The organism is Amorphoplanes friuliensis DSM 7358 (assembly GCF_000494755.1).
In the GTDB taxonomy this organism is placed as follows: Bacteria; Actinomycetota; Actinomycetes; order Mycobacteriales; family Micromonosporaceae; genus Actinoplanes; species Actinoplanes friuliensis.
In genome coordinates this window covers 2,426,629-2,452,416 of sequence record NC_022657.1, presented here as the reverse complement: position 1 = coordinate 2,452,416, position 25,788 = coordinate 2,426,629, and the positions used below count along the sequence as shown (strand labels likewise).

The following is a 25,788-nucleotide window of genomic DNA, read 5'->3' as shown; positions in this document are numbered from 1 at the left end:
GTCAGGGCGGCCGGCACGGCCCCGCCGCGGTCGGCGCGGTCGGCGCGGTCGGCGCGGTCGGCGGACAGGCTTGGGGCCTGTCCGCCGCTGGGGTCAGCCGAAGAGGGCGAAGCGTTCGCGGGACGCGCCGCCGATGCGGGTGAAGGCGCCGCCCGCGCTGATGCGGCGCTGGCCGGGGTGAACAGCCAGGACCTGGACGCCGACGGCGCCGTTCGCGCGGGGGTTCCAGCCGGAGAGGCGGCCGCGGCCGTCAAGGCCGGCGAGTTTGATGCGCGAGGCGTAGCCGGCCGGGCAACCCAGTTGCTTGATCGTGCTGGTGGACCGGCAGGCCCGGTCGAAGTGGCCGCCCGCGTACACGATCCCGCCCAGGACCGCGATCGTGTGCACGTCGCCGTCGAAGAGGTGTGTCCAGCGGACGCGGCCCGCCGGTGAGTAGGCGACGACGCGGCCGCCCGGGCCGCCGGTGCCGGTGTAGACGCCGCGGGAGTCGACGGCCACGTCCATGACCATGGCTGGGGCGTTCGGGCGGAAGGACCGGACCAGCGCACCGCCGGTCGGGGTGACGGCGGCGATGCGGCCGGCGCCTCGCGCACCGTTGACCCGGTGGAATTCGCCGCCGAGGTAGACGCGGCTGCGGGTCACGGCGAGCGAGCGGACCCGCGCGTCGGTGGCCGGGCGCCAGCTGCGGTCGAGCGAGCCGCCGCGGTGGGAGAAGGCGGCCACGTTGCGCCGGGACACACCGTCCACGGAGGAGAAGCGGCCGCCGACGTACACGCGGCCGTTGCCGATCGCGAGGGTGGCGGCCTCGCCGGTGAGCCGGTGCGCGAAGGGTGCGACCCGGCCGCTGCTGGTGTCGATCCGGGCGACCGAGTCACGCCGCAGGCCGGACACCGTGTCGAAGTCACCGGCCGCGTAGATCGAGGTGCCCGCGACGGCCAGGGCTCGGACCGTACCGTTGGCAGCGGGTGACCATCGCAGGAGCGCGCCCGTGCGGGCGCTGAAGGCGGCCAGGCGTTTGCGCGGGAAGGTCCGCCCGCGGGAGGTGACCGCGGTGAAGGACCCGCCGACGTACACGGTGTCACCGCGGGCCGCGATCGCCCAGACGGTGCTGTTGAACGACGGCGTGGCGTGCGCCCGCGACGTGACGGTGGCGGCGCCCTGCACGGCGGCCGGGACGGCGACGTCCGCCAATCCGACAGCAACGATGCAGGTCAAGGCCAGGGTTACCGAAAGCTTCCGCATACTGTGATCAACTTCCGGGACGCCCGGAGGAAACGATCACGCTGCTGAGCAGGGCCACCGCCGCGGCGGCGTGGGGTTTGACCACGCCGCGCGATGCGAAGTTCTTCGCCCGGACGAGCAACTGCCGCTGACCCTGCTCGACGTCGCGGGACAGCACCCCGGTCAGGAAGCGTCGCACCCGCGGCTGCAGGCTTGTCTCCGTGCCAGCGTCGAGCCGCGCGACCGCCTCGGCGATGGTCGCCGCGGCGTCCGGCAGGTACAGGTAGTCGGGCCCTTGCGGGAGGCGCTGCCGGGTCAGGTCCGCGCCTCCCCGGAAGTACGTGCCAATCAGCTCTGCCCCGGAGAAGTCGTTGCCGTGGAACTCGTTGGCGGTCCGGGTCATCAGCTGCCGCACACTTTGCGGCGGCTCACCCAGACCCTTCGCGTACGAACGGAGGCGCGACTCACCCGAGCCCGGCAGCGGCGCGCCCCAGAACTGACCGGAGCGCACCTTCCCGGTGACGACGCAGCCGACCATGTCGACGAACTCGCCGTCCCATTCACGCAGGTCGACGTCGCGGAAACTGCACCGGACGAACCGCGCGAACCCGCCCGTCGTGCGACGCACAACCGCGCCGTCGAACGAACAGTCGACGTATTCGGAGACCTCCACACCGGACCCGAAGGCCGCGTTGTCGACCCGCAATCCCGCGAAATTGCAGCGCTCGAAGCCGGAGCCGACGGCGCCGAAGCTCGTCAGCCGCAACCCGGTGAAATCGCGGTCCGTCAGGTGCTCGTGGTCGAAGAACATCTCCGCAGTCACCGGCTTGCACCCGCCGCTGAGCCGGGCCGGGCAATCATGGCCAGATGATGCAGCTGAGCCGGATTCACCCGCCGAGATTACTCAGCGCTGGGCGCAGCAAACCTCACGCTCCGGCGGGGGCAGACGCTGACGCGGCGCCTGGCCCGCCTTTGCCGGGGCCGCGACCGGGCTGCTCCTATGGTCGGCCGCTGCGGTTGCCGGAGCAGTTCTCAGAGCTGTTCGGGGGTTGCCATCCGGTAGACGAAGGCGCCGAGGCCGTTCTGCGCGATCGCGATGATGGCGTGCGCGATGCTCTCCTGAGTCGCGGCCTGGCTCAGATCGCCGAGCCGGACCGCTTCGTAGCCGGCGTCGGTGTTGAGCTGCTCCACCACACGCCGGGCCTCTTCGTCACCGGACCACAGGTTGCTCGGCCGGGCGCGGGCGTCGGCGATCTGCGGGTACAGGGCGGCGATGTTGGTGTTGAACACCTTCGCCGTCGGCCCGCCGGTCACCGACTTGACGTACTCGGCGTTGGAACCGAAACCGGCCGGAGGCTTCACTTCGCCGTACAGGTTGGTGGCGTCCAGCACCGTCTTGCCCGACAGTCCCGTCACCGACGACAGGGCCGCCTGCACCGCGTCGCCGGGGACTGCGATCAGTACCGCATCCGCGGCGCCGGCATCGCCACCTCCGCGTCCGAGGCGTTCCACCTTGTGGCCGGCCCGCTCCCACAGGTCGGCCAGTCCACCGCCGATGTTGCCTCGTCCGATCACGGTGATGTTCATGGTTTTCTCCTGCGGGTCCGGAAAGCGCCGGAGTGCCTCCGGTGCACGGAACGACACTAAGATCGCCGCCGGACGCCAGTCCAAGACCTGTATGCGTACCGGACGATAGGATTTTCCTATCGACGTCAGCCCGCGCACTCTCCGCTATTTTCTGGCCGTTGCCGAAGAACGTCACTTCGGCCGGGCCGCCGCGCGCCTCTACATCTCTCAGCCGTCCCTGAGCCTTCAGATCCGCAAGCTCGAGGAAACCCTCGGTACGCCGCTCTTCGTCCGTTCGAGCCGCCGGGTGCAGCTCACCGCGGCAGGCCGGGCGCTCGCGGACGAGGCGCCGGGAGCCTTGACCGCGCTGGAGCGTGCCCTGGAGATGGCCCGGCTGGCGGGGTCGGCCGAGACGACGACGATCCGTCTGGGCTACACACCGGTGGCGAGCTTCGGCACGCTCACGGCGCTGCTGGAGGCGATCCAGGAGGAACATCCCGGCCTCACCATCGACGCCCGCGAGTTCTTCAGCGCCGAGATCCCCGAACGACTTCACGTCGGCGACCTGGACATCGGTCTGGCCCTCTTCCCGCCGATCCCGGACGGGGTGGCCGGCGAGCTCGTCCGCGCGGAACGCGTCGCTGCGGTTCTCGGCACGCACCACCGCCGGGCGGCCGCGGCAGAGATCCCACTGGCGGATCTCAGCGACGAAACCTTGCTGCTGTTCCCCCGCCGCCTGGCCCCGGCGTACTACGACGGCATTGTCGCCGCGTGCCACCAGGCCGGGTTCACCCCTCGGATCAGCACCTTCGAGGAGCCCCCGGTGAACGCCATGCTCTCGCGGCTCGCCAGCGGGCACGAGGTCGGCCTGGCGCCCGCTTCGTTCACCGAGCACGCCGCCAAGGCCGGTATCGGCGTCACCCACCGCAACATCACCACTCCGACCATCAAGGCGGAATTCTCGATGCTGTGGTCCACCTCCGATCCCTCACCCGCCGTCGCCGGCGTCGTCGCCACCACCCGCCGGTACGCCGAACGCCACGGATGGCTGGGCTGAGTCGGAAGGGTCTAAGCCAGCCAGCCGGGACGGATCAGGCCCGCCTCGTACGCGTACACGACCAGCTGCGCGCGGTCGCGGGCGCCGAGTTTGACCATCGTGCGGCTGACGTGGGTCTTGGCGGTGGCCGGGCTGATCACCAGGCGGGCGGCGATCTCGTCGTTGGACAGGCCCTCGCCGACCAGGACCATCACTTCGCGTTCGCGGTCGGTGAGCTGGTCGAGCTGGCGTTCGGCTTCCTCGGGGGGCAGGGCGGGGCGCCCGCGGCCACCGGGAGCCGCGAACTCGCCGATGACCCGGCGCGTGACGCTCGGCGACAGCAGCGCGTCCCCGGCGGCGACGGCGCGGACGCCGCGGAGGAGCTCGACCGGTTCGGTGTCCTTGACGAGGAAGCCGGAGGCACCGGTGCGCAGCGCCTCGAAGACGTACTCGTCCAGCTCGAAGGTCGTGAGGATGACCACCCGGGTGCCGGTCAGGGCGGGGTCGGCGGCGATGCGGCGGGTGGCTTCGAGGCCGTCGACGCCGGGCATGCGGATGTCCATCAGCGCCACGTCCGGGTGGGTCGCGGTGGCGAGGCGTACCGCTTCCAGGCCGTCGCCGGCTTCCGCGACGACCTCGATGTCGGGTTCGGCGTTGAGCAGCGCCCGGAAGCCGGCCCGGACGAGGGCCTGGTCGTCGGCGAGCAGGACCCTGATCATGTGTTTTCTCCTGCTCCGGTGGGAAGGACGGCCGAGACCAGGTACCCGCCGCCGGGCAGTGGTCCCGCTTCGAGGGTGCCGCCCAGGCTGGCCGCCCGGGCGCGCATGCCGGCGATGCCGCTGCCGTTGTCGTCGCCGTCCGGCTCGTCCTCGGCCGGCAGTCCGTCGTTCTGCACCGACAGGTGCAGCTCGGTCTCGGCGTAGGTGACCGACACGGTCGCCGCCACCCCCGTGTCCGCGTGCCGGCGGATGTTGGTCAAGGCTTCCTGCACGATCCGGTACGCCGCCCGGTCGACCTCCGCGGGCAGGTCACGCCGCTGCCCGACGGTCTCCGTGGTGACCGGCAGGCCGGCGTCCGCGGTGAGGTCGGTCAGGCGGTCCAGGCCGAGGGCGGGCTGGCGGGGTGCGGCCTCCTCCTCGGGGCGCAGCACACCGAGGACGGCCCGGACCTCGCGCAGCGCCTCGGCGCTGGCCGTCTTGATCGCGGCGAGGGCCTCGCGGGCCTGCTCGGGGCGGTTGTCCATCAGGTGCAGTCCGACACCGGCCTGCACGTTGATCAGGGACAGGTGGTGGCCGAGCACGTCGTGGAGCTCGCGCGCGATGCGCAGCCGCTCGTCGGAGGCCTGGCGGCGTTCCTGTTCCTCCTTGGCACGGGCGCGTTCGGCCTTGGCCTTGCTCATCTCGGCCAGGTAGGCGGAACGCGCGCGGGCCGCGTTGCCGACGAACACCGTCATCGCGAGGCCCACCGCGGTCAGCACGGAGTCGCGGACCTCGGGCCGGACGGCGGCCGGCAGCCCCAGCGCATCGGCGAAGAACCACATGACCGCGAGGTAGGCCAGGTATCCGGCGATGGCGATCGGCACCGCCACGGCCCGCCTTCCGGCCTTGACCGCGGTGAACAGCGCGATGACCACGGCGACGGCGTAGGTCCAGGCCGGCTCCACCAGCGTGGCGAAGCCGATGGTCGCGGCACCGGAGACGATCAGGACAGCAATGGGGGCGCGGCCGCGCCAGGCCAGCGCGAGCGGCCCGGCCAGCAGCAGCACCCAGGCGATGATGTCGGTCGGATGGGCCAGCGCGGACGCCTCCGCCCCGCTGCCGAACGCGTGGAAGCTGAGCGCGGCGACGACGGCACCGGGCCAGGCGTGCCGGCCCTGTCGTGGGGAACCGTCAGCCCGCCGCGGCGGCCAGGACCGCGACCGATCAGTCCCGGCCCACCCGGGCCCACGCCCCCGGCCGGCGGCCCCGCGACCGAACCCGGACCCACCACCGTGACCCGCCCGCCCACGGTCGGAGTCGGCCTCACCACCGTGACCTGGCCGCCCACGGTCGAAGCCGGCGTCGCCCCCGTGACCCGCCCGCCCACGGTCGGAGCCAGGCACACCGTGACCTGGCCACCCAGGGTCGAAGGCGGACTCACGGTCGAGCCCTGGCCCATGGTCGGACAGAGACCCGGAGACGTGAGCGTCACGGCCGCGGCTGAAGCGACCGGACCACCGCGCCTCGACCGCGTCGAGCCAGTCCGCAGGCGCGCCGGGGCGGCCCGGGCGGCCGGGTCGATCCGGTCGCCGGGGCGGCTGCTGGCGGCCCGGATCTCGCACGTTTCGAACCTACGGCACCGCTGCTCACCCCGGCATCCACACCGGCGACGATGCCGTCCTGCGCCCTGGGGCGTACGCCTGTCCCCCGCGTACGCCCCAGGGGGTACGCCGGCGGTCGCCTGCTGCTCCGCCGGCGGCGTACGGGATGCTCCGCCGGGGCGACGCGGGCCGGCGGCGGATCGGGGACTCTGGTGTCAGATCCCGCCACGTTTCAGGAGGTCACCGTGCATCCCAACGACGCCACCTGGTCCGGGCCGAACCGGCTCCGGACCTCCGACACCGAACGCGAGCAGGTTGCCGAGATCCTGCGGGCCGCGATGACCGAGGGGCGGCTCACGCTGGAGGAGGGTGAGGAGCGGCTCGGGCAGGTCTACGCGGCGAAGTTCCGGGACGAGCTGGCCCCGCTGACCGCCGACCTGCCGGATCAGGGCCGCCGGGCGCTCGCCGACACGCCGCAGGCCCAGGCCGCGACACGCCGGGACGTGCGCCGCCACGCCGGTTTTGTGGTCGTCCTGGCGTTCTTCCTGACCTCGTTGTGGGCGCTGTCCGGCGCGCACTTCTTCTGGCCCGCGATTCCGCTCGCGTTCCTGGTCATCGGCCTGATGCGGCACGCGCGGTACGGCAACCGCCGGTTCGAGCACTACCACCGGCACCAGGTCGCGCCGTGGAACGCACCGAACTACAGGTGATCATGAACACTCCACAGTAGAGGTGGCGGTCGTTGAACGCCCCTCCCCGCTCTGCGAGAGTTGCCGGGTTTACCCCCGGGCGACGCGCTCGGGGGTCACGGGGAGGGGTGGTCTCGACCATGATGGGTCCGTCGCACGCGTTGTCGGGCGCGGCCGTCTGGCTGTCCGGCAGCCTGGCACTGGACCATTTTGCCGGATATGAGCAGTCACCGCTGGCGGTGGCCGTGGGTACGGCGGTGTGCGCGGGCGGTGCGCTGCTGCCGGACCTGGACCTGTCCGGCAAGGTGACCCGCAACCAGGGCGGCGCGACCGTGGCCCGGACGTTCGGGGTGTTCTCCCTGTTCGTGGCCGAGGTGATCGAGAAGATCTCGCTGGGCGTCTACACCGCGACCAAGCTCAGCCGGGATCCGCGCCGCAACAACGGGCACCGCACCTTCACGCACACCCTGCCCTTTGCCGGTCTGGTCGGCTGGGGCACCACGAGCCTGTGCGCGAGTCAGGGCAAATGGGCCGTGGTTTTCATCGTCTTCTTCATGGCCGGTCTGGCGCTGCGCGGGCTCTTCGACGAGTGGGCCGAGCGCGCCGGCTGGGTGATCGTGACCCTGGCCTCCGGGGTGATCGCGTGGTTCACGGCGGCGAACCTGCCCGGTGACCGCGGTTATCCGATGCTCGGCTTCGCAGTCGGTGTGGGATGTTTTGTCCACCTGCTCGGCGACATGATCACCAAGAACGGTGTCCCGATCCTGTGGCCGATCCCGATGGGCCGGCGCATGTGGCGCATGATCGGCGTCCCGAACGGCATGGCGGTCCGGGTCGGCGGCAAGGGTGAGGTCATCGTCCTGCGCACGCTGTTCACCCTGGTCGCCGTCCTCTCCGTCTTCGGGCTGTTCGCCCCGCACGTCCTGCAGCAACTCGACCTGGACGTCTGGGCCCGCGGCTAACCGGGCGCGATCACGGCGGTGTTCTGCCCGGCGACGATCCTCCAGGTGCTTCCGGTACGGATCCAGACGTAGGTCGGGCTGCCCGCGCCGTCCTCGGCCAGTGGTCTGCCGTCGAGGTCGGTGTACTGCTGCCGGACGCCGGTCAGCGCCACGTCGGGCGTGATGAAGGCGACGTGTTCGACGTCGTAGTCGACCGATCCGGTGGCCATCGCGCCCGGCAGCACGCCGCGGGTGAACTCGCTGATCTCGTCGAGGCCGATCAGGCGGCGGCCGGCCCCGTTCACCCAGACAGCGGAGGGGTCGAAGAGGGCGAGGAAGCCGTCCACGTCCTCCTGCCGCTGGCTGCGTTCGAGCTCGGCGACCAGATCGGTCAGGTCCTGCACGTCGCGGGAAGTCATGGGAAAGACCGTAGAAGCTGAACCGCCGTTGAAGTAAAGCCCCAAAATCGTTTGCCGGTACGGGTGCGGAACGCTTACCTTTCTCTCGCACTCACCGGTGCGCAGAAGACGGCTACTTCCGCTTTCAACGGGGAGACGCGGGTTCGAATCCCGTCATCGTCGTACCGGCGATGTCGACCAGCGGCCGAGGTCACCTAGGCCCCGCAAGGGGCCAGTTTCCGTCTCCGCTTCGATCTCGGTGGGTGTGCACTTCCCGGTGCGAAGGCGACGGTTACATCTTGGAGGGGTCCCACGGCCCCGGTGAAGAGCCGTCCGTCGCCGGCTCCGATCTCGGGAGGCGCAACCTCTCCGCACGCCCGGTGCGCAGGCAACGGTTACTTCGGGCTCTGTTGGTTCGGGGGTTCGAGTCCTCCGGTCGCTCTCGGGCGGCTAGCTCAACGGTAGAGCGGCAGATATAAGTCCGTGGCCGACTTTGATCTCGGGCGTGCGGAGTGGTGCGTCTCCCTGCGCAAAAAACCTGCGCAAGAAACATGGGGGGACACGATGGCCAAGTTCAACGTCAAGCAGCGGCAGACGCTCGTCACCGCCGAGGGCGCTCCGGGTTTTGCCCGTGCGCCACGCTCCGAGCTGTTCCTGCTCGCGGTGTCCAACCTGGTCGGTGAGGACACCTTCTACGAGGGTGCCGCCGACCGGGACGCACGGTTCCGGGAGCTGGTGCGTACGGTCGCCGTCGCGGACCCCGAGTGGTTCGCGCGCTTCGTGCGGTGGCTCCGGCTCGGTGCCAACCTGCGGTCCGCGTCCGTCGTGGCCGCGCTGGAGGGTGCGCGGGCGCAGGTGTCCGAGGGCATTCCGGGCTCGCGGGCCGTGGTCGACTCCGCGTTGCAGCGGGCCGACGAGCCGGGTGAGGCCCTCGCGTACTGGCTGGGCCGGCACGGTCGTTCCCTGCCCAAGCCGGTCAAGCGTGGTGTCGCCGACGCCGCGGTACGCCTCTACCACGAGCGCAGCCTGCTCAAGTACGACTCCGAGGCGGCCTCGGTGCGCTTCGGCGACGTGGTCGACCTGACCCACCCGGTCGCCAAGGACGAGCGGCAGGGTGAGCTGTTCCGGCACGCGCTGGACCGGCGGCACAAGCGCGACAACCCGGTGCCGGCCTCGCTGAGCCTGCTGGCGGCCCGGGCCGAGCTGATGGCCCTGCCGGTCGAGCAGCGCCGGGACACCACCGACCCGGAGGTGCTGCGCGCCGCCGGCATGACCTGGGAGGCGCTCGCCGGGTGGCGGCAGACGGCCATGGACGCCGCGGCGTGGGAGGGCGTGATCCCGTCGATGGGCTACTTCGCCCTGCTGCGCAACCTGCGCAATTTCGACGCGGCCGGGGTCTCCGACGCCGTCGCGGAGCAGGTGGCGGCACGGCTGTGCGACCCGGACGAGGTGGCGAAATCGCGGGTCCTGCCGATGCGGTTCCTGTCGTCGTACAACGCGGCGCCGAGTCTGCGGTGGGCGTACCCGTTGGAGAAGGCCCTGCAGCTGGCGCTGGCGAACGTGCCGGCTCTGGACGGCCGGACCTTGATCCTGATCGACACCTCGGGGTCGATGAACAGCGACTTCAGCCGCGACGGGTCCCTGCGCTGCTGGGACGCGGCGACGGTGTTCGGGCTGGCCCTGGCCGCCCGCGCGAAGAAGCCGGCCGTGGTGTCGTTCTCGACCACCTCGAAGGTCTTCCCGAGCCGGAGGGGCGAGTCGGTGCTGGCCGGGGTACGCCGTTTCCGGGAGGACGGCTACTTCCTCAACGCCGGTACGCAGACCGCGCAGGCGGTGTGGAAGCACTACGACGGGCACACCCGCGTGGTGGTCCTCACGGACGAGCAGGCGCACTGGCACGGTCAGGAGGACGTGGTGGCGGCGGTCCCGCGGGAGGTTCCGGTCTACACGTGGAACCTCGCCGGTTACCGCCTGGGGCACACGGCTCCCGAGGACAACCGGTACACGTTCGGCGGCCTGTCGGACTCCGCGTTCTCGATGATCCCCTTGATCGAGGCCGGCTCGCGCGAGGTGTGGCCGTTCTGATCTATTGGGTGCATGACCTATTCGGCGCTGAGCCACCTGGAGTGTTCGCGGACCGGGGCCCGGTACGACGCTGACGTCGTCCAGGGGGTCAGTCCGGCCGGGGTTCCGTTGCTCGCCCGCTACGACCTGGAGCGGGCGGCACGGACCCTGACCCGCGAGTCGCTCGCCGGCCGTCCGGCCACCCTGTGGCGGTACCACGAGGTCCTGCCGGTGCGCGATCCCGCGTTTGTCACCACTCTCGGCGAGGGGATGACTCCGCTGCTGCCGCTCCCCCGGTACGGCGCGAGGATCGGCCTGCCCGGTCTGCTGATGAAGGACGAGGGGCTGATCCCGACCGCCTCGTTCAAGGCGCGCGGCGCGGCGGTCGGGGTGTCGCGGGCGGCCGAGCTCGGTGTCACCGGTGTTGCGATGCCCACCAACGGCAACGCCGGGGCGGCGTGGGCCACCTACGCCGCCCGGGCCGGGATGCGGTGCCTGATCGCGATGCCGGTCGACGCGCCGGCCATCACGCGGACCGAGTGTGTCGCCACCGGTGCCGAGCTCTACCTGGTCGACGGGCTCATCGGCGACGCCGGCAAGCTGGTCAACGCCGCGGTCCGGGAACGCACCGGCTACCAGGAGGTCTCGACCCTCAAGGAGCCGTACCGCCTCGAAGGCAAGAAGACCATGGGTTACGAGCTCGCCGAGCAGCTCGGCTGGCGGGTCCCCGACGTCATCCTGTACCCGACCGGCGGCGGTGTCGGCATCATCGGCATCTACAAGGCGCTGCGCGAGATGCAGGAGCTGGGCTGGATCGGCGAGCGGCTGCCGCGGCTGGTCGCGGTGCAGGCGCAGGGGTGCGCGCCGATCGTCGAGGCGTTCCATCAGGGTGCGGAGGTCAGCGTGCCGTTCCCGGACGCGCACACGGTGGCGTTCGGCATCACGGTGCCCAAGGCGCTCGGTGACTTTCTGGTGCTCGACGCCGTCCGGCAGACCGGTGGCACGGCCATCGCCGTGAGCGACGAGGATCTGCTGGCCGCGCAGAGTGTGCTGGCCCGTGACGAGGGCACGTTCATCTGCCCGGAGGGCGCCGCGTGCCTGGTCGCGGCGGCGCAGCTGCGCGAGTCGGGTTTCCTCGGCGCCGCGGAGACCGTGGTGGTGCTCAACACCGGCGCCGGGCTCAAATATCCGGAGACGATCGGTGTCGACGTGCCGACCCTGCCGGTGAGCGGGGCAATCCCGTCGCTCTGAGACCGACAGCGCTGGACAAGATTCACGGGCGCACTAGAGTGATCGCTGCTTCCACAATGGAACTCATTTCCTGCCTGGCCACGACACGTCTCTCGCCGCCTAAAGGATCTTCATGCCACACATTCCCCCGTCCGCCGTGCCCGCGACGGACGATGTAGCGCTGCGGGGGCGGCTGACCTGGCTCATCGCCGCGCCGGCCGGGGCCGCCGCACTGCTCTTCGCGGTCACGGCCGGTTACTTCTGGGCCGGCGGCGCGGACACGTCCGACCTCGTGCTGGTCGTCGCTTTCCTGCTCGGCGTGCTCGCGCTCGTGGTCGTGGCGGCCAAGGCGGCCGGCACGGTCCGGCAGCTCGACGACCGCGTCGCTCCCCTGCTCAGCGAGGCAGCGACCGCCCGGGCCGAGGCCGCGACCGCCCGGGCCGAGGCCGACGCGGCCCGCACCGGTCTCGCCGACGCGCAGACCCGGGCGGCGTCCGCGAAGGACGAGGCCACCGGCGCCCGGACCGCGCTCGACGACGCCCGGGCCGAGCTGACCCGGCTGGCCGAGCAGCTCCAGGTGGCCGAGCAGCGGCCCGTCCCGGTACGCACCTCGGCCGGACGTCAGGTCGAGGTCTTCGTCAACCTGTCCCGCCGGCTGCAGTCGCTGGTGCACCGCGAGATCAAGCTGCTGGATGCGCTGGAGAACGAGGTCGAGGACCCCGACCTGCTCAAGGGTCTGTTCCAGGTCGACCACCTGGCGACCCGCATCCGCCGCCACGCCGAGAACCTGGCCGTGCTCGGCGGCGCGGTGTCGCGCCGGCAGTGGAGCCGCCCGGTGGCGCTGACCGAGGTGCTGCGCTCGGCGATCGCCGAGGTCGAGCACTACTCGCGGGTCAAGCTGGTGCCGCCGATCGAGGGGACGGTGCCCGGGCACGCCGTCGCCAGCATCATCCACCTGGTCGCCGAGCTCATCGAGAACGCCACGATGTTCGCGCCGCCGCACACCCAGGTGCTGCTGCGCGCCCAGCACGTCGCCGCCGGTGTGGCGGTCGAGGTCGAGGACCGCGGCCTCGGCATGCAGCGCGACGACCAGGAGCGCGTCAACCGCCTGCTGCTCAACCCGGACGACATCAACCTCGACGAGCTGCTCGCGGACGGCCGGATCGGCCTGTTCGTGGTCTCGATGATCGCCCGCCAGCACGGTGTCACCGTGCAGCTGCAGGGCAACATCTACGGCGGCACCCAGGCCGTGGTGATCCTGCCGCAGCACCTGCTCGGCTCGGCGCAGGCCGACCCGGAGCCCACCGGTACGCGGCTGGCGCTGTCACAGAACACGATGGAGCTGGCGCAGCGGATCCCGGGGCCGTCCCAGATCGCCGCCGCCCCACCGGTCTGGCCCGCCTTCGCGCCGCCCGCCGAGGTCCCCGAGCCGGTCGCGGTGACCACCCCGCCCCCGCTGCCCCGGCGCCACAGCCAGACCCACCTCGCGCCCGAGCTGCAGGCCGGCCCGCCGGCGGCGGCACCGGACGACGACACCGAGCACAACACGGGCCTGATGGCCTCCTTCATGCAGGGTGTCTCCCGCAGCGAAGCGGCGGACCAGCCCGACGAGAACCGCTAAGGAAGGTGCGCTCAAGTGCAGAGCAATGACCCGGTACGCCCCGCGCAGGACCTCGTCTGGTTGCTCACCGGGCTGATCGAACGCGTCCCGGACACCCGGAGCGCGCTGCTGCTGTCGTCGGACGGGCTGCGCAAAGCGGCGTACGGCCTCGACGACGCCGCCGCCGACCACCTAGCCGCGATCTCCTCCGGGCTGTTCTCCCTGGCCCGCAGCGCCGGCACCCGCTTCGGTGGCGGCGAGACCGTCCGCCAGGTCGTCGCCGAGCTGCAGGACGCGCTGCTGTTCGTCTCCGCCGCCGGCTCCGGTGCGGTGCTCGCGGTGATGGCCGGTCCGCAGGCCGAGCCCGGTGTGCTGGGTTACGAGATGGCCCAGCTCGTGAAAAGCGTCCGGCCGTACCTCGGTACGCCGGTACGGTCGGCCGCCGGCGGCGCGGCACGGTGACGATGGTGAGCGCCGAGGACGAGCACTGGGTCGACGAGGCCGCGGGACGTCTGGTCCGCCCGTACACGGTGAGCAACGGACGCACCGAGCCGACCACCCGCATGGAGTTGCTGTCGATGGTCCGGGCGACCGGCCGGCTGCCGCACGGCAGGCTCGAACCGGACCACGCCGAGGCGCTCGGTCTGTGCAGCACCCCGACGACGGTCGCCGAGATCTCGGCGCGGCTGCGGCTGCCGGCGGTCGTCACCAAGATCCTGCTTTCCGACCTGGTCGACGCCGGCGCCGTCGACACGCGATCCCCCGGCCCGGCGGCCGAACCCACCAACACGGCGGTACTGGAGACCATCCTCAATGCATTACAGCGACGACTCTGATCTCTTCCCGACAGCGCTCAAGCTGCTGATCGCGGGCGGTTTCGGCGTGGGCAAGACGACGTTCGTGGGTGCCGTCAGCGAGATCGAGCCCCTGCGTACCGAGGAGATCCTCACGACGGCCGGTGTCGGGACCGACAACCTGACCGGCATCGAACGCAAGACGACCACCACGGTGGCGATGGACTTCGGCCGGATCACCATCGACAGCACCCACGTCCTCTACCTGTTCGGCACCCCGGGCCAGGAACGCTTCTGGTTCATGTGGGACGAGCTGTCGGCCGGGGCCATGGGCGCGGTCGTGCTGGCCGACACCCGCCGCCTGCAGGACTGTTTCGCCGCCGTCGACTTCTTCGAGTCCCGCGGCATCGGCTTCCTGATCGCGGTCAACCAGTTCGACAACTCCTTCCGGTACGAGCCGGAGGATGTCCGTTCCGCGCTCGACCTGCGGGCGGAGGTGCCGATCGTCACCTGCGACGCCCGTGACAGCCGGTCGTCCACGGGTGTGCTCGTCCGTCTCATCCAGCACCTGCTCGGCGCAAACTCCACCCCGACGCCCGTACGGAGCCCGGCATGATCTACGACGCTTCCCCGCACCACCCGCTGACACCGACCGACCTGGAGGTGCCGCTGCGCATGCGGCGCCTGCGCGAACTGGGCCTGGGTGAGCAGCCCGACCCCGAGTTCGACGAGTTCGCGCGCAAACTCACCGAGGTCACCGGCGCCCCGTACGCGATGGTGAACTTCATCAGTGAGGACCGGCAGTACTTCGCCGGGCTGCACTCCGCCGCCAAGGGTGACGGCGCGTCACCGGGACGCGTGATGAGCCGTGATCACGGGTACTGCCCGCACGTGGTGGTGCGGCGCAAGGCCCTGGTCCTCGACGACGTCTGCGATTACCCCCGATTCGCGGGCAACCCGGTGGTCGACGAGATCGGCATCCGGTCCTACCTCGGCGCGCCCCTGATCGACCGCACGGGGACCACGCTCGGCACGATCTGCGTCGTCGACGTCGAGCCGCGCCCGTGGGGCCGCCCCGGCCTGGAGACCATCAAGTCGCTGGCCACCGAGCTGATCGAGCAGATCCACCGGCGCGAGGTCAGCTGACCGCCTCCACGGTGACCCGCGGTGCCAGCTGCTGCGACCACTGGCCCTTCGCCGTGCCCAGCGCGAACTCGGCCAGCCGCAGCAGCTGCACGTCGGAGGTCCCCGCGGGCGCGAAGATGTGGTGGGCGTCGCGGAGATACCGCTCGACCGGCCGGTCCAGGTAGAGCCCGGCCGCGGCGTGGATCTCCATGGCGTTGCGGGCACTGTCCAGTGCGGACTCGACGTTCACCAGCTTGGCGTTCATCAGCTCCGCGTCACAGGGCAACCCGAGGTCCAGCGTGTGCACCGCGTGGTAGGCGGCCAGCCGCGCGGTCATCAGCCGTGACTGCATCTGGCCCAGCTTCAGCTTGATCGGCAGCAGGTCACCGAGGGGCTTGCCGTACCGGTGCCGCTCGGTGACGAACGCCGAGGTCTCCTCGACCAGCGCCTGGTGGATGCCGAGCGCAACAGCGGTCAGGTTGGGCCGCCCGTAGAGGATGCTCGACGAGTAGGCCACCGAGAGCCCGTCACCCTCGGCCCCGAGCCGGTTGGCCGCCGGCACCCGGCAGTTGTCGAAGACGAGCTCCCCGAAGCTGAACCCGTGCAACCCCATCGCGGCCCGGTGCGGCCCGAGCGAGAAGCCGGGCCGGTCCGCCTCGACCAGGAAAGCCGACAACCCCTTCGACCCCGCCCCGGTACGCAGGACGACTCCGTGCACGTCACCGACGTGGCTGTTGCCGACAAAAACCTTGCGCCCGTTGAGGACGTACTCGTCGCCGTCGCGGACAGCGCTGGCCGACATGCCCAGCACGTGCCCGCCGGACGCCTCCTCGGTGACCGCGATGGTGGGCAGACAGTCCCCCGCGGCGATGGCCGGCAGCCACGTCGCCTGCTGCTCGGCACTGCCGAAGTGCAGAATCTTCGCGACACCGAGCTGGGACGCCTGCACCATGGCACCCATGGCGCCACTCACCCGCGCCAGCTCCTCGATGATGATCGTCTTGGCCAGGTGCCCGAGCCCGAGCCCGCCGTGCTCCACACCGATCGTGACGCCGATCCAGCCCTGCCGGGCGATCAGCCGGGAGAGATCGTGCTGAACGTCGCGCGACTCCTCCATCTCACCGATCCGCAGCCGCACCTCGGTCTCGGCGAAAGCCCGCACCTCTTGCCGCAACAGATCATGGCGTTCCGTCTGGAAGTACGCGTCCACCGAAACTCCTCGAGGCCACAGCAAGCGACGGAAGCTGATCGTATCCATGCCACCACGGATAGTCATAGATCACTCGGTCAACATTGTTACCAGTACTGACGTAAACCACAAGCCAACCCGGGGCGAACCGGTCCACAGTAGACATCATCCCATGAAGACCTGAGCGAGCGCGGTGCTCGCGGCGACAAGACTGGCCGCACCACCGAGCACACCGCCCCAGGCGAGCAACAGCTTGACCCTGAACGCACGATCCGTGCAATGAGGACACGAAGAGTTGTCCACGTCCACTCCCTCGCCTTTCGACCGGTGCCGATTCCGCGGACCTATTAGAGACGTTTTCCGGCCGCCCGCAAAGAATGGCGATGTCACCTCGGCGGTCAATCCGGGCGGCGGATGACAGCGCAGTTGACATTGACATCCGCGCTTGCGTGAATATTTCTCCCGGTGATTCTCATGGCAGAATCGGCAGCTATGACCTCGTCAGATCCGGCGGCCGGCGACGACGGCAGACCGGCCCGGCTCGACCGGGAGCTGCGTGACCTGGCCGGTCGCACGGTCCAGCGGGCGTTCGACGTCCTGCCCAGCCGCGGTGCCCTCGACCTCCCGGTGCTCTTCGAGCTCATCGACGAGATCCACGAGGGCTGGCGCGCCCTGGAGACCGGGCAGCGGGCCGGCCTCCTCGAACGGGTGATGGTGGACGCGGTGCGCGGGCTGAGCGCCGACGTGCTCGTGCCGGACTCCGCGATGAGCTGGCGCCGGCTCGGTCAGATCATCTTCGATCTCGGCCCGTTCGACGACGCGGTCATGCATTCCGTCATCGTCGAGACCGCGGACAAAAGATACAACCGCCTGGTCACTTATGCCCGCCGCGAGTCCGGGTTCACCAAATCCAATCAGACCTTTTCCGACCGTGTCGCCAAGCTGCGCCAGCAAATCGTGGTGCAGCTGTTGTCGGGCACCCGGACGACCACGCTGCTGCGCTACGCGCCCGAGGCGCCGGCCGCCACGGTCTATGTGGACAATCCCGTCTTCGACGTCCTGCTGCGTACCCTCACCGCCGCCGACCCGGAGCTGGTGTCCCTGGTCGGCGAGCCGGGCATCGGCAAGTCGCGCCTGGTCCGCGAGGTGTGCGCGCGGTTGCTGCGGGCCGGCGACCTCGTGTGGCTCCGCGCCGGCGACGAGCACCACCTCTACGCCGACATCGCCGCTTTCCTGGAGGCCAACGGGACGCCCGAGGTGGGACCGGTCCTGGCCGACGCCATGCGGCAGTTCCGCCAGTTCCTGCACCGCGACAGCTCGCCCCCGGCGGTGGTGCTCGACGACGTCACCGACATCCGTACCGTGACCGCCCTGGTCGGCACGTCGCCGCGGCGGCCGGTCATCGCCACCTCCCACGCGCCGCTGGCCGAGCCCGTGCCCACCCCGTTGCGCGGCCTGCGCCCGTCGGCGGCGACCACGCTGGTCGGCGCCCTGGTGCCGGAGCTGAGCAGATGGGAGGCGGGCGCGATCGCCGCGATGACCGGTGGGCGGCCCGGCCTGATCCACGGCATCGTCACCCTGCTGCGCAACGCCACCGGCCACCTGGACGTCTTCGACGTCTGGCACAGCCTGCAGACCAGCCCGTCCGCGGTGATCGAGCTGATCGAGCCGGTCCCCGCCAACCGCATCTCGACCTTCTACGCCACGACGATGCGGCAACTGCGCACCCACGACGAGTACACCGCCGCGACGGTGGAGCTGGCCGCGATCCACGAGCTGGACTACACCAACCCGACGATCATCGCCACGTCGCTGCGGCTCCTGCAGCGGATCAACCAGAACACCGCCCAGGCCGTGGTCGCCCGGACCTACGCGATGCTCCCGCGGTACGGGCTGGTCTACCCGTCCCGCGATCCGCTGGTCTCCGCCCTGATCCGGGAGCAGTGCGGCCCCGTCGCCGCCCGGGCGGAGGAACTGCGGACCTCCCTGGCCCGCGACCTGCACGCCCGGTACGGCAGCTCGAACCGGGGTGAGGTCACCGACCTCGTCGCGGGACTGACCGCGGTGGAGAACTATCTGTCCGCCGCGACCGCCATCGTGTTCTCGGGCCCCTTCGCCACCGAGGTCTTCGACGAGCAGGGTGTCCGCCACCGGCTGGCGATGACGCGGATGACCCCGATGGACGCCGTCGCGGCGGTCGACCCGCAGGGTGAGCGGATCCGCTTCGTCCGGGAGTTCCGCTTCTCCGACGGCCGGGCCGTGGCGATGTCCGTGCACGTCAACGGCGCCGAGGTGCAGGCCCGGCTGGAGCCTGGTGCCGCCAGCTGGGCCATGACCTACAGCGGCCCGGTCATGTGAGACTCAGGCCGCGTCGGCGTAACACTCCACGATCGACACGTCGAGGGGGAAGCGGACCGCGGTAGTGCCGAAGAGCAGGTCACCGGCCTTGGTGGCGCTGGCGCGGACGGCCTCGGCGACCTGGTCGGCCTCCTCGGCCGGGCAGTGCACCCCCACCTCGTCGTGGACGAAAAGGACCAGCTCGGCGCGGGTGCCCTGCAAGGCCGTCCGCAGGGTCGCCAGCAGCACCAGGGCCCATTCCGCCGCCGTCGCCTGGATGACGAAGTTGCGGGTGAAGCGGCCGCGGGCGCGGCCCGAGGCGCCGCCCTGGGGCTCGGACGAGCCCGACTCCTCCGGGGGCTCGAGGCCGGCGTCGCGCCAGGCGGTCGAGGCCGGGGGGCAGGTGCGGCCGAGCCAGGAGCGCACCAGGCCGCCTGCCTCGCCGGTGCGGGCGGCGGCCTCGACGTACTCGAAAGCGGTCGGGTAGCTCTGGCGCAGCACCGCCAGGGCCGGGATCGCGGCGCCGCCGGTCTGGCCGTACATCGCGCCGAGCAGGGCGATCTTGGCTTTGGCCCGGTCGCCGCCGAAGGAGTCGGTGGCCAGGGCGGCGTAGAGGTCGCCGGCCGCGCCGGCCTTGGCGAGGCGGCCGTCGCCGGAGACGGCCGCGAGGACGCGGGGCTCGAGCTGGCCGGCGTCGGCGACGACAAAACGCCAGCCCGGGTCGGCGACGACCGCGCGGCGCACGACCTTGGGGACCTGCAGGGCGCCGCCGCCGCGGGTGGCCCAGCGGCCGGAGACGACACCGCCGGGGACGTACTCCGGGCGGAAGCGGCCCTCGCTGACCCAGGCGTCGCGCCAGGTCCAGCCGTGGGCGGTCCAGATGCGGTAGAGCTCCTTGTATTCGAGCAGGGGCTTCACCGCCGGGTGCTCGACGGTGCGCAGGACCCAGGCGCGGGTGTTCGGGATGTCGATGCCCGCGCGGGAGAACGCGCGCAGCACCTCGGCCGGGGAGTCGGGGTGCAGGCCGCGCAGGCCGAACGCGGCGTTGATCTCGGCGGCCAGCTCGGCCAGTTTGCGGGGTGGCCCGACGGGCTGGGGCGGGCCGAGCAGGTCGCGCAGGAGCTGGTCGTGGATGTCGGCACGCCACGGGAGACCGGCGTGGCCCATCTCGGCGCCGACCAGGGCACCGGCGGACTCCGCGGCCACGAGCAGCGCGAAGCGCCCCGGCTGGGCCGTTGCCGCGATGCGGGCGTGCTGGTCGGCGTACACGCTGGTCAAGGCCTCGAGGACTACCGAGCCGGCGGCGGTCGGCGGGCCGGTCATCGCCTCGAAGAGGGCGGCCTGGGCGAAGCCGGGCGGCTCGGCCAGGCGCGGCGGCGGGTCGGCGGGCACGGGGGCGCCGGTCAGGCGGGCCCAGGCCGCCCGCAGCGCGCGGGGCTCACCCCAGCGGCCCGCGTGACCCAGCAGCAGCGCCTCGGTCAGCTCGACGTCGTGGCAGCGGGCCACCCGGACCCCGGCGCGCAGCAGCGTGGGGTAACCCTCGGTGGTGGCGCTCCACAGCCAGCGGGGATGCTCGGCGGCCTCGCGGGCGGCGATGGCGGCGGGCAGGTCGGTGACGGACTGCGGCTCACCGGCGGGCCGGCCGTCGGGGTGCAGCTGCTGCCAGCGGCCGGAGCCGTGCCAGCTCCCGTCGTCGGACACCACCGCTACCAGCACTCCGCCATTGTGCCGGGTGGGTCTGACATTCAGGTGCTGAGCAGGCTCTCCAGCAGCTCGAGGGAGGTCTCGATGTTGACCCGGGGGTCGAGCAGCCATTGGGTCTGCAGTCCGTCGGACGCCGCGATGATCAGCGCCGCGGCCGCCTCGGGGGCGATGTCCGGGCGGATCCGGCCCGCTTTCTGCTCGGCCTCGACCCGGGAGGCCAGGAACCTCCGCAGGTCGGCGAAGCGGGCGCCGAAGAACGCCCGGGACGGCTCGTGACCCTCCTCCAGCGCACCCGCCACCAGCGTCGAGTAGAGCTGGACCAGCCCGGGCACCCCGTGGTTGCGGCGGGCCGCGTGGGTCATGAAGCCGACCACCGTGCTGTCCGCCGGCGGCCGGTCCTCGGTCATCGAGCGTTCCTCGGCGGCCCGGTAGACCTCGATCAGCAGTTCCTCGCGCGAGGCGAAGTAGTGCTTGAGCGCCGCGTGCGACACCCCGATGGCCTCGCCGATCGCGCGCAGCGACGTGCCCTCGGCGCCCCGCTCGGCGAAGACCTCGATCGCCCGGTCCAGGATCTCGCGGCGACGGCGGACCCCTTTGTCGTACGCACCACGGCGCGTGGTCTCGGGGGCGTCGGTCATCGGCCCATCGTAGGGCCACAAAAACTTCCGCACGGAGGTTTTCATTGTTACGGTCGTGTTATGAGACTCGACATCCCCGCCCTGCTGGCCGCGCTCACCCTCGAGGAGAAGGCCGGGCTCCTCGACGGCGCCGACTTCTGGCGTACCCAACCGGTCGAGCGCCTGGGCGTTCCCGGTGTGATGGTCACCGACGGGCCGCACGGCCTGCGCAAGCAGGCCGGCGACTCGGATCATGTCGGTCTCAACGACAGCGTCCCGGCGACCTGCTTCCCGCCCGCCGCGGGCCTGGCCTCCACCTGGAACCCCGAGCTGCTCGTGCGCATCGGCGAGGCGCTGGGCCGCGAGTGCCGCGCCGAGGAGGTCGCGGTGCTGCTCGGGCCGGGTGTCAACATGAAGCGCTCGCCGCTGTGCGGGCGCAACTTCGAGTACTTCTCCGAGGACCCGTTGCTCGCCGGTGAGCTCGGCGCCGCGCTGGTCAACGGCGTGCAGAGCCAGGGTGTGGGCGCGTCGCTCAAGCACTTCGCGGCCAACAACCAGGAGACCGAGCGGATGACGATCTCCGCCGACGCCGACGAGCGCACCCTGCGGGAGATCTACTTCCCGGCCTTCGAGCGGGTGGTCAAGCAGGCGCAGCCCTGGACGGTCATGTGCTCCTACAACAAGATCAACGGCACGTACGCCAGTGAGGACCCGTGGCTGCTCACCCAGGTCCTGCGCGACGAGTGGGGCTTCGAGGGCCTGGTCGTCTCCGACTGGGGTGCGGTCAACCGCCGTGACCACGGGGTGGCCGCCGGGCTCGACCTCGAGATGCCGTCCTCCGGCGGCGCCGGCACCCAGGTGGTCCTCGACGCGGTCAAGGCCGGGACGCTGAGCGAGGCCGACGTCGACCGGGCCGTGACCCGCGTCCTGACGCTGATCGACCGCTCGCTGCCCGCCCTGGCGCCGGGGCAGACCTTCGACGCCGAGGCGCACCACACGCTCGCCCGGGAGGCGGCGGCCGCCAGCGCCGTGCTGCTCAAGAACGAGGGTGGTCTGCTCCCCCTCGACCCGCGGACCGGCGGGACGATCGCGGTCATCGGCGAGTTCGCCCGCTCTCCCCGCTTCCAGGGCGCCGGCTCCTCGCAGGTCAACCCGACCCGGGTGGACAGCGCCCTGGACGCGCTGCGGGCCGCCGCGGACCGTGAGGTCACCTTCGCGCCCGGCTTTGTGATCGAGTCCGAGCAGGCCGACGCCGCACTGGTCGACGAGGCCGTCCGCGTCGCCCGCGAAGCCGAGGTCGCCGTGCTGTTCCTCGGGCTGCCGCCGTCGTACGAGTCCGAGGGCTACGACCGCGCGCACATGGACCTGCCGGCCCAGCAGATCGCTCTGCTGCACGCCGTCGCGGACGCCAACCCGCGCCTGGTCGTGGTGCTCTCCAACGGCTCGGTGGTCACCCTCACGCCCTGGCAGGACCGCGCGCAGGCCGTGCTGGAGGGCTGGCTGCTCGGCCAGGCCGGTGGCGCGGCGACCGCCGACCTGCTGCTCGGTGCGGCCGACCCGGCGGGCCGGCTCGCCGAGACCGTCCCCGTCCGTTTCGAGGACAACCCCACGATCGGCGCGTTCCCCGGCGAGCTCGGCCACGTCCGGTACGGCGAGGGCCTGCTGATCGGCTACCGCTGGTACGACGCGCACCGCCTGGAGGTCGCGTACCCGTTCGGCCACGGCCTGTCCTACACGACCTTCGCCTACAGCGACCTCGCGCTGCAGGCCGACGGTGACACCGTCCAGGTGTCGCTGACGGTCACCAACACCGGCGAGCGCAGCGGCCGCGAGACCGTGCAGGTCTACGTCACCGACCCGCAGGCGACCGTCTTCCGGCCCGAGCAGGAGCTGCGCGCGTTCACCCAGGCCGTCCTGGCGCCGGGCGAGAGCACGTCGGTGACCCTGTCCCTGGACTCGCGGGCGTTCGCCTTCTGGCACGAGACGGCCGGGCGCTGGATCGTCGAGGGCGGCACGTTCGGGATCCGGGTCGGCTCGTCGTCGCGCGACATCCGGCTCGAGGGCACCGTCGAGCTGTCCGGTGACGGCTACCTCGCTCCCCTGGCGCCCGAGTCGTCGGTGGACGTCTGGCTCGAGCACCCCGCCGCCGGCCCGTGGCTGCGCGAGCAGCTCGGTGAGGGAATGTTCACCGCCATGCTGTCCGACCCGACCAACGGCCAGATGATGCGGGCGATCCCGCTGCAGCGCCTCTCACGGTTCCCGGGCTTCCCGGTGACCGAGCCCGACGTCGACGCCGCTGTGCAGCGGTTCTCCGCGCGGTGACCGCAACCGTCGCCGCCGCGCCGTCCCAGCAGGCGCGGCGGGCCCGGATCGCTGTCGCGGTGCTGTTCCTCACCAACGGCGCGCTGTTCTCCAACGTCGTGCCGCGCTACCCGGAGCTCAAGGAGACGCTCGACGTCAGCAACGCGCTGCTGGGCACCGCCCTGGCCGCCGGCCCGCTCGGCGCCCTGACCGGTGGGCTGTTCGCCTCGGCCGCGATCCGCCGGTTCCGCTCCTCGCGGTCGGCGGCCTTCGGGATCGTGACGGTCGCCGCCGCGTTCCTGCTGGTGGCGTTCGCGCCGACGTGGTGGGCGCTGGGGCTGGTGCTGTTCGCCGCGGGTGCGGCCGACGCCATCGTCGACGTCGCCCAGAACGCCCACGGCCTGCGCGTGCAGCGGCTCTACGGCCGCTCGATCGTCAACTCGTTCCACGGTGTGTGGAGCATCGGTGCGGTGCTCGGCGGGCTCATGGGCTCGGCGGCGGCCGGGCTGAGGATCCCGCTCGTCGTGCACCTGGCCGTCGCCGGTGCGCTGTTCAGCGTGGTCGCGCTGGTCGCGTACAGGTTCATGCTGCCCGGACCGGAGGACGCCGAGCGGGCGGAACCGGCCACCGGGTCCGCGCCGGCCCGGCATGCCCTGACCTGGGCCCTGGTCCGCATGCTGGCCGCGCTCGGTGCCCTGGCGGCTTTCGGCGCACTGGTCGAGGACGCCGGCGCCTCGTGGGGCGCGCTGTTCCTGACCGACTACCTCAGCGCCGGAGCGGCCACCGCCGGTCTTGCGTTCGTGTCCCTGCAGGTGGCCATGACCGTCGGACGGCTGCTGGGCGACCGGGCCGTCGACCGTTTCGGCCAGCGCACGGTGGTCCGGGCGGGCGGCGCACTGGCCGCCGCCGGGATGGGTTTTGCGCTCGTCTGGCCGTCGGTGCCCTCGGCACTGGCCGGCTTCGCGCTGGCCGGGCTGGGCACGGCAACGCTGGTCCCGGCGGCGATGCACACCGCGGACGAGCTGCCCGGGCTGGCCCACGGCCTGGGCCTGACCGTCGTGAGCTGGGTGCTGCGCATCGGCTTCCTGCTCTCGCCACCGCTGGTGGGCCTGGTCGCCGACCACAGCAGCCTGCGCGTCGGGCTGCTCAGCGTGGTCGCCGCGGGCATCGGCACGCTGTTGCTCGGCCGCGTGCTGCTCAACCGCAATCCGGATCTACGCTGACCGGATGCCGACCGTGATCGAGGTGGTGACCGTCGTCGACGCGGCCCCGCGCCGGGTGTTCGACCTCGAACTCGACGTCGACGTGCACGCCGGATCCCTGCGCGGCAGCCGCGAGACCGCCACCACGAGCACCGGCCGGCGCCGGCTCACCCTCGGTGACGAGGCGACCTTCCGGGCGACACACTTCGGGCTGCCCTGGCGGATGACCAGCCGGATCACCGCCTGGGAGCCGCCGCACCGCTTCGTCGACGAGCAGACCCGGGGCCCCTTCCGCTCCCTGCACCACGAGCATCACTTCGAGGATCTGGGTACGAGCGCCACGCGAATGACCGACCGGATGACCGTCAGTGCTCCGCTGGGTGCATTCGGCGCGCTGGTGACCCGGCTGGTGCTTGCGCCCTATCTGCGCCGGCTGCTGAAACAACGCGCGGCCTACATCCGGCGCGTGGCGTGAAAACGGGCGGCGCCCCTCCCCCGTGGAGTGGCGCCGCCCGTTTGCGGTGCTGAGGACTACTTGGTCGCGCCCGCGGTGAGGCCCGACTGGATCTGGCGCTGGAAGAACGCGTACACGAGGATCATCGGCAGGATCGACAGGGTGAGGGCCGCGAAGAGCGCGGCCCAGTTGGCCTGGTAACCCGCGGACACCGAGATGTTCGCGATGCCCTGGGTGAGCACCCACTTCTGGTCCGCACCGGCGCCCTGCATGATCGCCACCGGCAGCAGGTACTGGTTCCACTGGCCGACGATGTTGAAGATCGTGATGCTGACCAGGCCGGACCGGGCCATCGGCAGCATGACCTGGAAGAACAGCCGCGTGTGGGAGGCGCCGTCGACGATCGCGGCCTCGGCGATCTGGTTCGGCAGCGTCTTGAAGAACGCCGTCATGAAGAAGACCGTGAACGGCAGCGAGTACGCGATGTAGACCAGGATCAGGCCGGTGTAGGTGTTCAGCAGGTTGAGGTTCTGCAGGATCAGGAACAGCGGCACGATGGCCATGAACACCGGGAACGCCAGGCCCGACACGAACAGGTAGTAGATCGCGCGGTTGCCGAAGAACTTGTACCGCGCCAGCACGTAGGCCGCCATCGACCCGAAGATCATGGTGCCGGCGGTGCTGAGCCCGACCACGAAGACGCTGTTGAGGAAGTAGCGCCCGATGTGCGCCTCGGTCCACGCCGTCTTGTAGGTCTCGAACGAGATCTTGCTCGGCAGGCTGAACGGCGCGGCCGTGAAGATCTCGGTGTTGCTCTTGAACGAGGCCAGGATCACCCAGATCAGCGGGGCGATCACCAGGATGCCCCAGACCGCGAGGGCGACGTGGGCGAAGCCGCTGAACAGCTTGGCGTCGCCCTTCTCGCGGCTCGCGGCCGCGGCGTGGCGCCGGCCGGGGTACTTCACGGTGCCGGGCGGGGTCGCCGGGCTCTCGGAACGCATCAGGTTTGTCATCGTGGACT

Annotated in this window: 25 protein-coding genes and 1 pseudogene; 15 read left to right on the top strand and 11 right to left on the bottom strand. The window is 71.4% G+C overall.

Features of this window, described 5'->3' with window-relative positions:
• Positions 1-93: 93 nt before the first annotated feature.
• From AFR_RS11425 to AFR_RS11415, 3 genes are all read right to left on the bottom strand, one after another.
• Positions 94-1,242, bottom strand: a complete 1,149-nt coding sequence (locus tag AFR_RS11425) for a PQQ-binding-like beta-propeller repeat protein (RefSeq protein WP_041840792.1) — start codon at positions 1,240-1,242, stop codon at positions 94-96.
• 7 nt (positions 1,243-1,249) lie between these two features.
• A complete protein-coding gene (locus tag AFR_RS11420; protein ID WP_148307925.1) occupies positions 1,250-2,044 on the bottom strand; it encodes a pentapeptide repeat-containing protein in 795 nt (264 codons plus the stop codon).
• Positions 2,045-2,253: 209 nt separating this feature from the next.
• Positions 2,254-2,946 (bottom strand): NADPH-dependent F420 reductase, encoded by a 693-nt coding sequence (locus AFR_RS11415; RefSeq protein WP_202963981.1) that lies wholly within the window; start codon positions 2,944-2,946, stop codon positions 2,254-2,256.
• Here AFR_RS11415 and AFR_RS48675 point away from each other — a divergent pair.
• Positions 2,927-3,058, top strand: a pseudogene (locus AFR_RS48675) (LysR family transcriptional regulator); the annotation flags it as partial. The gene AFR_RS11415 and the pseudogene AFR_RS48675 sit on opposite strands and share 20 nt — an antisense overlap.
• Before the next feature lie 36 nt (positions 3,059-3,094).
• On the top strand, positions 3,095-3,844 hold the full coding sequence (locus AFR_RS11410) for a LysR family substrate-binding domain-containing protein (protein WP_023360525.1): 750 nt from the start codon (positions 3,095-3,097) through the stop codon (positions 3,842-3,844).
• 11 nt (positions 3,845-3,855) lie between these two features.
• Here AFR_RS11410 and AFR_RS11405 read toward each other — a convergent pair whose 3' ends face one another.
• Complete coding sequence (locus tag AFR_RS11405; protein WP_023360523.1) at positions 3,856-4,542, bottom strand: response regulator; 687 nt, start codon at positions 4,540-4,542, stop codon at positions 3,856-3,858.
• The gene (locus AFR_RS11400; protein WP_023360521.1) at positions 4,539-5,924 is read right to left on the bottom strand and encodes a sensor histidine kinase; all 1,386 of its coding nucleotides are present in this window, start codon (positions 5,922-5,924) and stop codon (positions 4,539-4,541) included. Before AFR_RS11400 ends, AFR_RS11405 begins: the two co-directional genes overlap by 4 nt.
• A 443-nt stretch (positions 5,925-6,367) precedes the next feature.
• On the opposite strand from AFR_RS11400, the gene AFR_RS11395 reads away from it, so the two are divergent.
• On the top strand, positions 6,368-6,832 hold the full coding sequence (locus AFR_RS11395) for a DUF1707 SHOCT-like domain-containing protein (RefSeq protein WP_041842029.1): 465 nt from the start codon (positions 6,368-6,370) through the stop codon (positions 6,830-6,832).
• 119 nt (positions 6,833-6,951) lie between these two features.
• Positions 6,952-7,773 carry a metal-dependent hydrolase gene (locus tag AFR_RS11390; RefSeq protein ID WP_023360517.1) on the top strand — a complete coding sequence of 274 codons (822 nt, stop codon included), beginning with the start codon at positions 6,952-6,954 and terminating at the stop codon, positions 7,771-7,773.
• Here AFR_RS11390 and AFR_RS11385 read toward each other — a convergent pair.
• Positions 7,770-8,171 carry an SgcJ/EcaC family oxidoreductase gene (locus AFR_RS11385; RefSeq protein WP_041840791.1) on the bottom strand — a complete coding sequence of 134 codons (402 nt, stop codon included), beginning with the start codon at positions 8,169-8,171 and terminating at the stop codon, positions 7,770-7,772. The genes AFR_RS11390 and AFR_RS11385 overlap by 4 nt on opposite strands.
• A gap of 543 nt (positions 8,172-8,714) precedes the next feature.
• Here AFR_RS11385 and AFR_RS11380 point away from each other — a divergent pair.
• The 7 genes from AFR_RS11380 (at position 8,715) to AFR_RS11350 (ending at position 14,984) form a co-directional block, all read left to right on the top strand.
• Complete coding sequence (locus AFR_RS11380) at positions 8,715-10,235, top strand: TROVE domain-containing protein (protein ID WP_023360513.1); 1,521 nt, start codon at positions 8,715-8,717, stop codon at positions 10,233-10,235.
• A 12-nt stretch (positions 10,236-10,247) separates the two neighbouring features.
• Positions 10,248-11,465 carry a threonine synthase gene (locus AFR_RS11375; protein ID WP_023360512.1) on the top strand — a complete coding sequence of 406 codons (1,218 nt, stop codon included), beginning with the start codon at positions 10,248-10,250 and terminating at the stop codon, positions 11,463-11,465.
• 112 nt (positions 11,466-11,577) lie between these two features.
• Positions 11,578-13,065, top strand: coding sequence for an ATP-binding protein (locus AFR_RS11370; protein ID WP_023360510.1), 1,488 nt, complete (start codon positions 11,578-11,580; stop codon positions 13,063-13,065).
• Positions 13,066-13,080: 15 nt separating this feature from the next.
• A complete protein-coding gene (locus AFR_RS11365; protein ID WP_023360508.1) occupies positions 13,081-13,506 on the top strand; it encodes a roadblock/LC7 domain-containing protein in 426 nt (141 codons plus the stop codon).
• Between the two features lie 2 nt (positions 13,507-13,508).
• Positions 13,509-13,880, top strand: a complete 372-nt coding sequence (locus AFR_RS11360; protein ID WP_041840790.1) for a DUF742 domain-containing protein — start codon at positions 13,509-13,511, stop codon at positions 13,878-13,880.
• The gene (locus AFR_RS11355; RefSeq protein WP_023360504.1) at positions 13,858-14,454 is read left to right on the top strand and encodes a GTP-binding protein; all 597 of its coding nucleotides are present in this window, start codon (positions 13,858-13,860) and stop codon (positions 14,452-14,454) included. Before AFR_RS11360 ends, AFR_RS11355 begins: the two co-directional genes overlap by 23 nt.
• A complete protein-coding gene (locus AFR_RS11350) occupies positions 14,451-14,984 on the top strand; it encodes a GAF domain-containing protein (protein WP_023360502.1) in 534 nt (177 codons plus the stop codon). Before AFR_RS11355 ends, AFR_RS11350 begins: the two co-directional genes overlap by 4 nt.
• Here AFR_RS11350 and AFR_RS11345 read toward each other — a convergent pair.
• Positions 14,977-16,173, bottom strand: a complete 1,197-nt coding sequence (locus AFR_RS11345) for an acyl-CoA dehydrogenase family protein (protein ID WP_023360500.1) — start codon at positions 16,171-16,173, stop codon at positions 14,977-14,979. The two genes, AFR_RS11350 and AFR_RS11345, sit on opposite strands and share 8 nt — an antisense overlap.
• 144 nt (positions 16,174-16,317) lie before the next feature.
• On the bottom strand, positions 16,318-16,455 hold the full coding sequence (locus AFR_RS46710) for a hypothetical protein (protein ID WP_158510522.1): 138 nt from the start codon (positions 16,453-16,455) through the stop codon (positions 16,318-16,320).
• A 189-nt stretch (positions 16,456-16,644) separates the two neighbouring features.
• Here AFR_RS46710 and AFR_RS11340 point away from each other — a divergent pair, with 189 nt between their 5' ends.
• Entirely contained in the window at positions 16,645-18,510 is a 1,866-nt protein-coding gene (locus tag AFR_RS11340) for an ATP-binding protein (protein WP_023360498.1), read from the top strand.
• Positions 18,511-18,513: 3 nt separating this feature from the next.
• On the opposite strand, the gene AFR_RS11335 is transcribed toward AFR_RS11340, so the two are convergent.
• Complete coding sequence (locus tag AFR_RS11335; RefSeq protein WP_023360497.1) at positions 18,514-20,193, bottom strand: bifunctional 3'-5' exonuclease/DNA polymerase; 1,680 nt, start codon at positions 20,191-20,193, stop codon at positions 18,514-18,516.
• A 41-nt stretch (positions 20,194-20,234) separates the two neighbouring features.
• Entirely contained in the window at positions 20,235-20,831 is a 597-nt protein-coding gene (locus AFR_RS11330) for a TetR/AcrR family transcriptional regulator (protein ID WP_023360495.1), read from the bottom strand.
• Positions 20,832-20,891: 60 nt separating this feature from the next.
• On the opposite strand from AFR_RS11330, the gene AFR_RS11325 reads away from it, so the two are divergent.
• From AFR_RS11325 to AFR_RS11315, 3 genes are read left to right on the top strand one after another with little or no spacing between them, the layout of a single operon-like run.
• Positions 20,892-23,132: a glycoside hydrolase family 3 C-terminal domain-containing protein gene (locus AFR_RS11325; protein WP_023360494.1), complete on the top strand. Its 2,241-nt coding sequence runs from the start codon at positions 20,892-20,894 to the stop codon at positions 23,130-23,132.
• Positions 23,129-24,334, top strand: coding sequence for an MFS transporter (locus tag AFR_RS11320; RefSeq protein ID WP_023360492.1), 1,206 nt, complete (start codon positions 23,129-23,131; stop codon positions 24,332-24,334). The genes AFR_RS11325 and AFR_RS11320 overlap by 4 nt, the downstream gene beginning before the upstream one ends.
• Before the next feature lie 4 nt (positions 24,335-24,338).
• The gene (locus AFR_RS11315) at positions 24,339-24,788 is read left to right on the top strand and encodes an SRPBCC family protein (RefSeq protein ID WP_023360491.1); all 450 of its coding nucleotides are present in this window, start codon (positions 24,339-24,341) and stop codon (positions 24,786-24,788) included.
• A gap of 56 nt (positions 24,789-24,844) precedes the next feature.
• Here the strand turns inward: AFR_RS11315 and AFR_RS11310 are convergent, their stop codons facing one another.
• A complete protein-coding gene (locus AFR_RS11310; RefSeq protein WP_041840789.1) occupies positions 24,845-25,780 on the bottom strand; it encodes a carbohydrate ABC transporter permease in 936 nt (311 codons plus the stop codon).
• Between the last annotated feature and the right edge of the window lie 8 nt (positions 25,781-25,788).

Excerpts from the sequence above, each read along its gene's own strand:
- AFR_RS11425 (WP_041840792.1), bottom strand. The coding sequence starts at position 1,242 with ATGCGGAAGCTTTCGGTAACCCTGGCCTTGACCTGCATCGTTGCTGTC.
- AFR_RS11315 (WP_023360491.1), top strand. The coding sequence starts at position 24,339 with ATGCCGACCGTGATCGAGGTGGTGACCGTCGTCGACGCGGCCCCGCGC.
- AFR_RS11370 (WP_023360510.1), top strand. The coding sequence starts at position 11,578 with ATGCCACACATTCCCCCGTCCGCCGTGCCCGCGACGGACGATGTAGCG.
- AFR_RS11325 (WP_023360494.1), top strand. The coding sequence starts at position 20,892 with ATGAGACTCGACATCCCCGCCCTGCTGGCCGCGCTCACCCTCGAGGAG.
- AFR_RS11340 (WP_023360498.1), top strand. The coding sequence starts at position 16,645 with ATGACCTCGTCAGATCCGGCGGCCGGCGACGACGGCAGACCGGCCCGG.
- AFR_RS11405 (WP_023360523.1), bottom strand. The coding sequence starts at position 4,542 with ATGATCAGGGTCCTGCTCGCCGACGACCAGGCCCTCGTCCGGGCCGGC.
- AFR_RS11355 (WP_023360504.1), top strand. The coding sequence starts at position 13,858 with ATGCATTACAGCGACGACTCTGATCTCTTCCCGACAGCGCTCAAGCTG.
- AFR_RS11380 (WP_023360513.1), top strand. The coding sequence starts at position 8,715 with ATGGCCAAGTTCAACGTCAAGCAGCGGCAGACGCTCGTCACCGCCGAG.
- AFR_RS11330 (WP_023360495.1), bottom strand. The coding sequence starts at position 20,831 with ATGACCGACGCCCCCGAGACCACGCGCCGTGGTGCGTACGACAAAGGG.
- AFR_RS11350 (WP_023360502.1), top strand. The coding sequence starts at position 14,451 with ATGATCTACGACGCTTCCCCGCACCACCCGCTGACACCGACCGACCTG.
- AFR_RS11360 (WP_041840790.1), top strand. The coding sequence starts at position 13,509 with ATGGTGAGCGCCGAGGACGAGCACTGGGTCGACGAGGCCGCGGGACGT.
- AFR_RS11385 (WP_041840791.1), bottom strand. The coding sequence starts at position 8,171 with ATGACTTCCCGCGACGTGCAGGACCTGACCGATCTGGTCGCCGAGCTC.
- AFR_RS11310 (WP_041840789.1), bottom strand. The coding sequence starts at position 25,780 with ATGACAAACCTGATGCGTTCCGAGAGCCCGGCGACCCCGCCCGGCACC.
- AFR_RS11390 (WP_023360517.1), top strand. The coding sequence starts at position 6,952 with ATGATGGGTCCGTCGCACGCGTTGTCGGGCGCGGCCGTCTGGCTGTCC.
- AFR_RS11375 (WP_023360512.1), top strand. The coding sequence starts at position 10,248 with ATGACCTATTCGGCGCTGAGCCACCTGGAGTGTTCGCGGACCGGGGCC.